Source organism: Pseudomonas typographi (assembly GCF_014694385.1).
GTDB lineage: Bacteria > Pseudomonadota > Gammaproteobacteria > Pseudomonadales > Pseudomonadaceae > Aquipseudomonas > Aquipseudomonas typographi.
The window spans coordinates 1-1,546 of sequence record NZ_JAAOCA010000086.1; the positions used below are offsets into that span (position 1 = coordinate 1).

1 protein-coding gene is annotated in these 1,546 nt (G+C 56.4%); it reads left to right on the top strand.

What is annotated here, in order from left to right:
• Window position 1: 1 nt before the first annotated feature.
• The gene (locus tag HAQ05_RS27705; protein ID WP_338050283.1) at window positions 2–1,519 is read left to right on the top strand and encodes an IS3 family transposase; all 1,518 of its coding nucleotides are present in this window, start codon (window positions 2–4) and stop codon (window positions 1,517–1,519) included.
• Window positions 1,520–1,546 lie beyond the last annotated feature (27 nt).

The window sequence follows — 1,546 nt, forward strand, 5'->3', positions numbered from 1 at the left end:
CATCCGAGCGGTCGAGCTCTACATAAAAGTGGGGAAACGCATCGGGGTAACGATTCGTCAGCTGGGCTACCCGACGAAGAACGCTTTGAAGAGCTGGTATGCAGAATATGAGCGATGCCTTGACCTGGCGCGTGGCTACAAGACATCGAGGTCGAAGTACTCACTGGCCCAAAGGGAAAAGGCGGTCGAGTACTATCTCGAACACGGTCGCAGCATCGCCGCTACCGTTACGGCGTTGGGCTACCCGGCAAGGGATTCGTTGCGCGCCTGGATTTACGAATTGCACCCCGAGTTGCATACGCGTGTCGTTGGGCGATCTGACGGGTTGGCCCGCCCGCTAGCCGTAAAGCATGCAGCGGTCATCGCGCTGTGCACGCGAAAAGAAAGTGCGAAAGCCCTAGCTGAAAAACTAGGCGTATGTAGGCCGACCTTGTACAACTGGAAAAACCAGCTACTCGGCCCAGAGGTATCTGCATCCATGAAACGCCGACTAGAATCCCCATCGTCATCGGAGCGAGAAGAGTTGGAACGACAACTCGCATCTCTCAGGCTCGACGTGCGCCGTCTGCAGCTTGAGCACGACCTGTTGATGAAGGCGAATGAACTGATAAAAAAAGATACGGGCATCGACCGGCAGATCCTGACCAACCGGGAGAAGACTTTGCTGGCTGATGCCCTGAGGCAGACATACTCCTTGTCAGAGCTGCTTGAAGCGCTGGGCTTGGCCCGAAGTTCCTATTTCTACCATCGAGCCCGAATGCAGGTGGCGGAAAAGTACACCGAAGTGCGTCGTGCCATGGCAGACATCTTCGAGCGCAATCATCGCTGCTATGGCTACCGAAGGATGAGGGCTTCGCTGAGCCGGCAGCGCGTGCGTTTGTCAGAGAAGGTGGTGCAGCGCTTGATGAAGCAGGAGTGCCTGGTCGTCGCCAAACCAAAACGGCGTCGATACGGTTCCTACCTCGGGGAGATCAGTCCCGCGCCGGAAAACCTCCTCAACCGGGACTTCACAGCTGTTGCTCCGAATGAGAAATGGCTGACTGATATCTCGGAGTTCCAGATCCCGGCCGGCAAGGTGTACCTGTCTCCAGTCATCGACTGCTTCGATGGGAAGGTTATCAGTTGGTCGATCGGTACTCGTCCCGACGCCGAGCTCGTGAACACGATGCTGGATGCCGCCGTAGAAACGGTGGCCGGCAACGATAAACGGCCTGTGGTTCACTCCGATCGTGGCGCGCACTACCGCTGGCCCGGCTGGTTATCCCGCATCGCTGATGCGAAGATAATTCGGTCGATGTCGCGCAAGGGCTGCTCGCCTGACAACGCGGCTTGTGAAGGCTTCTTCGGTCGGCTGAAAACGGAACTGTTCTATCCTCGCAATTGGCAGTCAACGAGCATCGAGCAGTTCATTCAGACCCTGGATTCATACATTCGCTGGTACAACGAGAAAAGAATCAAGATTTCCCTCGGCGCTCTTAGTCCCATTGAGTATCGTGAGAGCCTGGGTCTCGCGGCATAACCAGTCCAAGTTTTTGTCCGCATCCCC